Genomic DNA, 6534 nt, shown 5'->3' on the forward strand with positions numbered 1-6534 from the left:
TTAAGAAGGAAAAGCGCGCCGCTAGAAGCTTATGACAGAACGCTGTGACCTACTGATTACGAATGTGAATGCCGCCACCATGGACCCCTCGATAGTGGGTGCATACGGTGCTGTGGAGGATGCTGCTGTAGCGGTAACCGGCGGCAAGATTGTCTGGTTGGGACCACGCCGGGAATTACCTGACTGCACCCCGGACGAGGTTATTGATGGTGAGGGCCAGTGGTTGACCCCAGGGCTAATCGACTGCCATACCCACCTTGTTTATGGCGGTCATCGGGCCGGGGAGTTTGCCCGCCGCCTGGGGGAGAGAGCTATGAAGAAGTGGCCCGCTCCGGTGGTGGCATTATTTCTACAGTGCGCGCCACCCGTGCAGCCAGTGCCGAGCAGTTATATCGACTATCTGAACCGCGCCTTCATGCATTGATGTCTGAAGGGGTTACTACGGTAGAAATCAAATCCGGTTATGGCCTCGACCTGGATACCGAGCTAAAGCAACTGCGAACCGCCCGCCGCCTGGCCCAACATAATCCGGTAAATATAGTGACCAGCTGCCTGGCAGCTCATGCCCTGCCACCGGAATACGATGGTCGCCCTGATGAATATATTGACCTGATTTGTGAGCAGATACTACCAGCGGTGGCGCGAGAGCAGCTGGCAGATGCTGTAGATATGTTTTGCGAGACTATCGGTTTCTCCGTGGACCAATGCCAGCGGGTAATTGATGCTGCAAAGAAACTCGATTTACCTGTAAAGGTACATGCTGAACAGTTGGCTCGTACCGGCGCAACGGCTATGGCTGCCAAGGCTGGCGCATTATCCGTGGATCATATTGAATACATCAGCGATGCCGATGTACTGGCTATGGCTGAAAGCGGTACCGTGGCGGTATTGTTACCAGGTGCTTTTTATACCCTGCATGAGACCCAGGTCCCACCAGTTGAAAAGTTGCGTGGGGCGGGAGTGTGCATGGCTCTGTCCACTGACCTCAACCCCGGCAGCTGTCCAATCGCCTCTTTGCGTTTGATGATGAATATGGGTTGTAACTTATTTGGTCTAACTCCTGCCGAAGCACTTGCCGGTGTGACCCGATCAGCGGCACGAGCGTTGGGACTTTGTTGCTCTCGCGGCGTGCTGCGTCCGGGGCTACGCGCTGATATGGTTTTGTGGCCGATGGATACCCCAGACCTGCTGGCTTATGAAGTGGGTGCGCTGAAGCCCGCGCAAATTTTTCTCGGAGGTAGAGATGTTACAGCTGGCTGATATGCACCTGTGGAGTGGTCGCACTGATAGCGAAGATGGTCGCGCCGGTGAGCGTTGGCATCAACGGGTTACACCATTACAGCTGGATAATCCTCCTGGGATCGCCATTCTCGGTTTTGCCTCCGATGAGGGTGTTCGCCGTAATAAAGGGCGTATCGGTGCCGCCAAAGGCCCACGTATCCTGCGCCTGGCAATGGCTAACCTGCCTGCCACTTTTGAATTGCCTCTCTATGATGCAGGCAATGTTCGTGTTGAGCGTGAGGACTTGGAGTCTGGTCAGGCACTACTGGGGGCGCGGATAAATGAGTTATTAGGTAATGGTCATTTCCCGTTAGTTTTGGGTGGTGGTCATGAGATTGCTTTTGGCAGCTATCAAGGTATCGCTCGCTGGATGCGTGAACAACAGCGGGACAAAACCCTGGGGGTTATTAATTTTGATGCGCATCTGGACCTGCGTATCCCCTCGCCAAAGGGGTCATCGGGTACGCCGTTTTACCAGATTGCTGAACAGTGCCAGATCAATGGTCGCCCTTTTAATTATCTGTGTGTTGGTGCGGCTGATAACGCCAATACACCAGCGCTGTATAACCGGGCAGGTGAGCTGGGTGCTGAGGTAATCCGCGATCGGGAAATCAGTAGCTGGAACCTGGATAAGGTAAAGGGGCAAATTCGCGCGTTTACCGATAGAGTAGATTTTGTCTATCTCACTGTGTGTCTGGATGTTCTGCCTGCTGCAGTGATGCCTGCTGTAAGTGCCCCCTCTGGCCGGGGGTGTCACTTGATTTGTTGGAAGTGTTACTTGATACCGTGATCGATTCCAAGAAAGTTTGCCTTGCTGATATGGCTGAGTTTAATCCTTATTTCGATATTGAAGATCATGCTGCTCGCACTGCCGCCCGGCTAGGATTTCAAATTGTTAACCGCATGGCTGCTCTAAGGTGCTAGGGCCTGCCGTAATGAGAAAGCTCCCTGGATAGTTACAATTTGCCTACTGGTGCTCTTAAAGTAGAAATTGAATTTATAAGACAGAGCTGGAATTTTTCATAAACTCCTAACAATTTATTCCAACTAGGATGTGCCTAGAACCGTTTATATGATTAAGAGTCTGGAAATCTCGCACCTCAAATTACTGGATACGTTGTTTAAGTATAGAAACTTATCCCTGGTTGCCGAAAATTTAGATATTTCACAGCAGGCTGTTAGCCTACAGTTAAAGAAAATTCGAACAATGCTCGGCGATGCTCTGTTCGTGCGCTCGGGGCACGGCATGGTACCAACCAGCTATGCAAAGTTGATTGAACCAAAAATCTGTGAAATTCTAATATTGCTTAATGAGATGCCGGCGCCGGACTCAATCGACTTCACCAAATCAGAAAGAACGCTGGTTATATCTGCAACGGATTATGCACAAACTCTTGTCACTGGTGAGTTAGTTGCTGATCTCAGAGAGTATGCGCCTAAAATAAAAGTAATCATTAAAAATATTGAAAGTACGACACTTACTCAAAAAATGCATCAGGGGGAGATTGACCTTGCCTTCACCTCTGAAGGGTACGTTCCGAGTGGATTGATTGCCCGACCTCTGGCTACAGAAAGATACCTATGTATATCTTCAAATAGGGAAATTAGCTTTGAAAACTATCTACCTATAAGAAAACTAATGGACTACGACTTTGTCGTCACATCACCTGGAGTGGGCAGTTTTCGCGGTTCTGCTGATGGATGGCTTGAAAAGCAAGGTTTAAAAAGAAATGTTGCAATTTCTACACCTTCATTTTTTATAACAAAGGAATATCTGAAGAAGACCAATATGGTGGGTTTTATACCTTCACGCCTATTACCTTGTGAAGGACTATATGAAATACCCCTTGATAAATATCCTCCTGGTTATGAAATCGTCGCAGCGTTTCACCCCTCTGCTGAAAGTGACCCACTGATCAGTTGGGTTCTGGAAAAAGCCGTTAATTATTTGAGCTAACCAATAGTAGATTGCTTGTATCCGTAACAAGCCTGGCTCAATAGATTTGATAAGTCCATAGTCCTAGTATTGCTCTGTACTTTTTTTCGGGTTACAGAGTTTTATTTATGAATATTTTAAATATCAATCCTGAATCACTATATGATGGTGCGCCCTTTGGCCTGTCTCAAGGTAAAGTGGACGTTATCAGTGGCCTTATATTTATCTCCGGTCAGGTGGATTGGAATACCGACTATGAAGTGGTTAATAAAGATATTGAAGCCCAAGCAGAAAGTGCATTTGAAAATCTATTAGCGGTGTTAACTGAGGGAGATTCGTCAGTGAATAATCTGCTGCAGCTGCGTGTTTATATCAGAGGGGAGCTCAGTGAGCATATGCCTAAGATTGTACCGATACTGACAAAATATTTGGGCACAGCCCGTCCGGCGATCACTGGGATCGGTGTTGCATCATTGGCGTCACCGGATACTTTGGTCGAAATAGAAGCTTTAGCGCGTATATCATCTTAAGATCATAAAAAGTAGCCTCTTTGGGAGGCTACTTTTATCTGTTCCGGCCTTATTTTAGATGGTCCCTTAATTGAGCACCGGCCTGATCCAAAGAATCCTGTACTGCAGGGATATCACTCAACACATTCAACAGACCGTAGTCGTGAATCATGCCATTGTAGCGGACAGCAGTGACAGTTACGCCTGCTTCATTCAGCTTTCGGGCATAGGCCTCTCCTTCATCCCGAAGTACATCCATTTCTGCAGTTTGAACCATTGCGGGTGGTAACCCGCGTAACTGCTGAATGCTGGCACGCAGGGGCGATGCATAAATTTCAGCGCGTTGCTTCGGGTCAGTCGTGTAGCTATCCCAGAACCACTCCATCATATTTTTAGTCAGGAAGTGATCTGTAGCGAACGCCTCGTAAGACTGATTATTAAAGTTCGCATCCGTAACTGGCCATAACAATAGCTGGAATCGGAGCTTCGGAGTTCCCTTGTTTTTAGCCATTAAGGAAACGACGGCTGCCATATTACCACCTACGCTATTGCCAGCTACCGCAAGACGTGATCCATCAACTCCGATTTCCTTGCCATGATCTGCTACCCACTGAGTCGCCGCATAAGCTTGATGAATAGCAGTTGGATATTTTGCTTCCGGGGAGGGCGAGTAATCAACATAAACTGCTGCAGCGCCTGATCGGTTTACCAGATCACGAATCAGGCGTTCATGCGTGGGGTAATCACCCAGAACCCATCCGCCACCATGGAAATACATAAACACAGGTAGCTCGCCCTTGATGTTTTTGGGTTTAACCACGGTTAAGCGAATTTTCTCACCATTCACATGAATAATTCTATGGGAGACATCTGCCGGTGGGAGTGTTGCGCCCTGCTGTGCACCTACAAGAACAGCGCGGGCATCTCTTGGAGACATTTGCTCAATGGGCTTGCCACCACCTTGGGCCAGTGCATTAAGGAATTTCTGCGTATTTTGCTCCACACCAGGAGAAATGGTGGCGAAAGCTGAGATACCACCAATAGTAAAGAGAAGAGGGACCGCAAGCTTTGCAATACTAAGCTTTGTCATTACTAACACCTTCTGAAGAGTTCGCTACTGCAACTTGTCAAACAGATATATGCAGGCGCACATCGACGTTGCCGCGGGTTGCATTGGAGTAAGGGCAAACTTCTTCGTGAGCTGTGTTTGCAATTTTTTCAGCTGTAGCCTGATCGAGCCCGGGAATATTGATATAGAGGTCAATATCCAGGCCAAATCCATTGCCTTGTGGGCCGATACCAACTTCCGCACGCACAGTAGTCTCATCGGATATGTTTACCTTTTGCTTGCCGGCAACGAATTTGATCGCACCAATAAAGCAGGCTGAGTAGCCGGCTGCAAACAGTTGCTCCGGGTTGGTCCCTTCGCCGCCAGAGCCGCCTAATTCCTTCGGCATGGACAGTTTTACGCTCAGGTGGCCATCGGAAGATTTGGCTTGGCCTTCACGGCCTCCGTTGGCAGTAGCTACGGCTTTATATAGGGTTTGCATAATCGTCTCCTCATGAATTTGTCATAAAAATCGGGGGTAGTGCCCTTGGGGCCGTGAGTGGCATACCTGAGGCACAAATAAATGTTATTGCGATAACTATTATTGCGATAATTACTTTTGCCTATCAGGGCAATAGGTACTGCTAAGGTAGACGAAGTAAGGGGCCCCTGACGGGCCGAAGGGGTTTATGGGTTTAGGCTTTGGCGCAATACTTCAATCTGCTCTCTAAGCACCTTGGCAGATTGGCGGGTAAGGCCGCAAGCCAGTAAGACCTTCTCTGGGATCGACTCGGCCTCTTTTTGCATAGACTTGCCGCTGGTTGTCAGCTCAATAAATACCCTGCGTTCATCCCCAGGGTCGCGGTGACGGCTGATAAGTTTGAGGTTCTCCAGGCGCTTGATTACTGGAGTTAGGGCACCCTTGTCCTGCCCAAGGCGCTGACTCAGTTCCGTAGCGGTGATTTGATCTCCTTCCCAGAGAACCAGCATCAATAAGTATTGCGGATAGGTAATCCCCAGTTTTTCAAGCAGGGGTTTATACATCTTGCCCATCGCAAGAGATGCTGAATAGAGGCTAAAGCAGAGCTGGTTATCGAGTTTCTGGTCTTTGTTAATAGATTTCGCCATAGGCGCACCCTAGTTGCTGGTGGCAATGTTGTGCCAGTGTAGCGCAATAGAGTAGCTAATAGCTCTATCCATTATTCCGGAAATAGTGATAGAGGTAAGCCCAAAAAATATTGAAAACATTTTGTAAGGTTTTTGATGCCGCCGGTACAGTATCTTACATAGATGATGGAGTAGCCGGTGGAATCGCGGGATCAATTATTTCAACAAGCAATAGAGGAATATGCTGAAGGTATTTCTCGGGTGGTACATAGTTATGTACATTCCAGGGCTGAGCATGATGATCTACTACAGGAGATCTGGCTGGGATTATGGCGAGCTCTGCCCGCATTCCGGGGGATGCCAGCCTTAAGACGTTTGTATATCGCATTGCGCAGAATCGCTGTGTAACAGAGATAGCCAGGCGAAAACCGCAGAATAGTTGTGGAGAGGAATTACTGGAGTTAGAGGATCATCAGCCTGGCCCCGCTGAGCGTTTGGCTGCTGAGCAAAAGTCGGATCGCTTGGTTCGTGCCGTGCAACGGTTACCCTTGGGACTACGACAAACATTGATTCTTCGTCTGGAGGGGTTGAGCTATGCAGAAATTTCTGAGGTGCTTGGTATCGGTGAATCCAATATTGCGGTACGGCTAAAC

10 protein-coding genes (1 of these 10 only partly in view) are annotated in these 6534 nt (G+C 48.5%); 7 read left to right on the forward strand and 3 right to left on the reverse strand.

Translation table 11 applies throughout. The features are described from left to right. Window positions 1-31: 31 nt before the first annotated feature. The 5 genes from P3339_RS00945 to P3339_RS00965 all read left to right on the forward strand — a co-directional run bounded on the left by P3339_RS00945 (window position 32) and on the right by P3339_RS00965 (window position 3747). Window positions 32-424, forward strand: a complete 393-nt coding sequence (locus P3339_RS00945; protein WP_282952145.1) for an amidohydrolase family protein — start codon at window positions 32-34, stop codon at window positions 422-424. Further along, window positions 322-1260 carry an imidazolonepropionase gene (gene hutI, locus P3339_RS00950; RefSeq protein WP_282952146.1) on the forward strand — a complete coding sequence of 313 codons (939 nt, stop codon included), beginning with the start codon at window positions 322-324 and terminating at the stop codon, window positions 1258-1260. The genes P3339_RS00945 and hutI overlap by 103 nt, the downstream gene beginning before the upstream one ends. Next, the gene (gene hutG / locus P3339_RS00955) at window positions 1244-2071 is read left to right on the forward strand and encodes a formimidoylglutamase (RefSeq protein WP_282952147.1); all 828 of its coding nucleotides are present in this window, start codon (window positions 1244-1246) and stop codon (window positions 2069-2071) included. The genes hutI and hutG overlap by 17 nt, the downstream gene beginning before the upstream one ends. 282 nt (window positions 2072-2353) lie before the next feature. Continuing rightward, entirely contained in the window at window positions 2354-3238 is an 885-nt protein-coding gene (locus P3339_RS00960) for a LysR family transcriptional regulator (protein WP_282952148.1), read from the forward strand. A gap of 107 nt (window positions 3239-3345) precedes the next feature. Next, the gene (locus P3339_RS00965; RefSeq protein WP_020414095.1) at window positions 3346-3747 is read left to right on the forward strand and encodes a RidA family protein; all 402 of its coding nucleotides are present in this window, start codon (window positions 3346-3348) and stop codon (window positions 3745-3747) included. A gap of 49 nt (window positions 3748-3796) precedes the next feature. Here P3339_RS00965 and P3339_RS00970 read toward each other — a convergent pair whose 3' ends face one another. The 3 genes from P3339_RS00970 to P3339_RS00980 all read right to left on the reverse strand — a co-directional run bounded on the left by P3339_RS00970 (window position 3797) and on the right by P3339_RS00980 (window position 5902). Beyond that, the gene (locus P3339_RS00970; protein ID WP_282952149.1) at window positions 3797-4816 is read right to left on the reverse strand and encodes an alpha/beta hydrolase; all 1020 of its coding nucleotides are present in this window, start codon (window positions 4814-4816) and stop codon (window positions 3797-3799) included. 37 nt (window positions 4817-4853) lie between these two features. Continuing rightward, window positions 4854-5276 carry an organic hydroperoxide resistance protein gene (locus P3339_RS00975; RefSeq protein ID WP_282952150.1) on the reverse strand — a complete coding sequence of 141 codons (423 nt, stop codon included), beginning with the start codon at window positions 5274-5276 and terminating at the stop codon, window positions 4854-4856. 185 nt (window positions 5277-5461) lie between these two features. Continuing rightward, the gene (locus tag P3339_RS00980) at window positions 5462-5902 is read right to left on the reverse strand and encodes a MarR family winged helix-turn-helix transcriptional regulator (RefSeq protein ID WP_282952151.1); all 441 of its coding nucleotides are present in this window, start codon (window positions 5900-5902) and stop codon (window positions 5462-5464) included. A 177-nt stretch (window positions 5903-6079) separates the two neighbouring features. Here P3339_RS00980 and P3339_RS23255 point away from each other — a divergent pair, with 177 nt between their 5' ends. Together P3339_RS23255 and P3339_RS00985 are read left to right on the forward strand one after the other, a co-directional pair. Then, complete coding sequence (locus P3339_RS23255) at window positions 6080-6289, forward strand: sigma factor (RefSeq protein ID WP_353056872.1); 210 nt, start codon at window positions 6080-6082, stop codon at window positions 6287-6289. Continuing rightward, a protein-coding gene (locus P3339_RS00985) for an RNA polymerase sigma factor (protein ID WP_282952152.1) crosses the window boundary here: on the forward strand, window positions 6211-6534 show its 5' portion. The gene runs 48 nt beyond the window's last position; the window shows 324 of its 372 coding nt (coding positions 1-324); the start codon lies at window positions 6211-6213; its stop codon lies beyond the right edge, outside the window. Before P3339_RS23255 ends, P3339_RS00985 begins: the two co-directional genes overlap by 79 nt.

Origin of the sequence: Microbulbifer sp. MLAF003 (assembly GCF_030012965.1) — a bacterium.
Lineage (GTDB): Bacteria > Pseudomonadota > Gammaproteobacteria > Pseudomonadales > Cellvibrionaceae > Microbulbifer > Microbulbifer variabilis.

Bases quoted from the DNA above. Each gene is read 5' to 3' on its own strand.
- P3339_RS00945 (WP_282952145.1), top strand. From the start codon at position 32: ATGACAGAACGCTGTGACCTACTGATTACGAATGTGAATGCCGCCACC.
- hutG (WP_282952147.1), top strand. From the start codon at position 1,244: ATGTTACAGCTGGCTGATATGCACCTGTGGAGTGGTCGCACTGATAGC.
- P3339_RS00960 (WP_282952148.1), top strand. From the start codon at position 2,354: ATGATTAAGAGTCTGGAAATCTCGCACCTCAAATTACTGGATACGTTG.
- P3339_RS00965 (WP_020414095.1), top strand. From the start codon at position 3,346: ATGAATATTTTAAATATCAATCCTGAATCACTATATGATGGTGCGCCC.
- P3339_RS00970 (WP_282952149.1), bottom strand. From the start codon at position 4,816: ATGACAAAGCTTAGTATTGCAAAGCTTGCGGTCCCTCTTCTCTTTACT.
- P3339_RS00975 (WP_282952150.1), bottom strand. From the start codon at position 5,276: ATGCAAACCCTATATAAAGCCGTAGCTACTGCCAACGGAGGCCGTGAA.
- P3339_RS00980 (WP_282952151.1), bottom strand. From the start codon at position 5,902: ATGGCGAAATCTATTAACAAAGACCAGAAACTCGATAACCAGCTCTGC.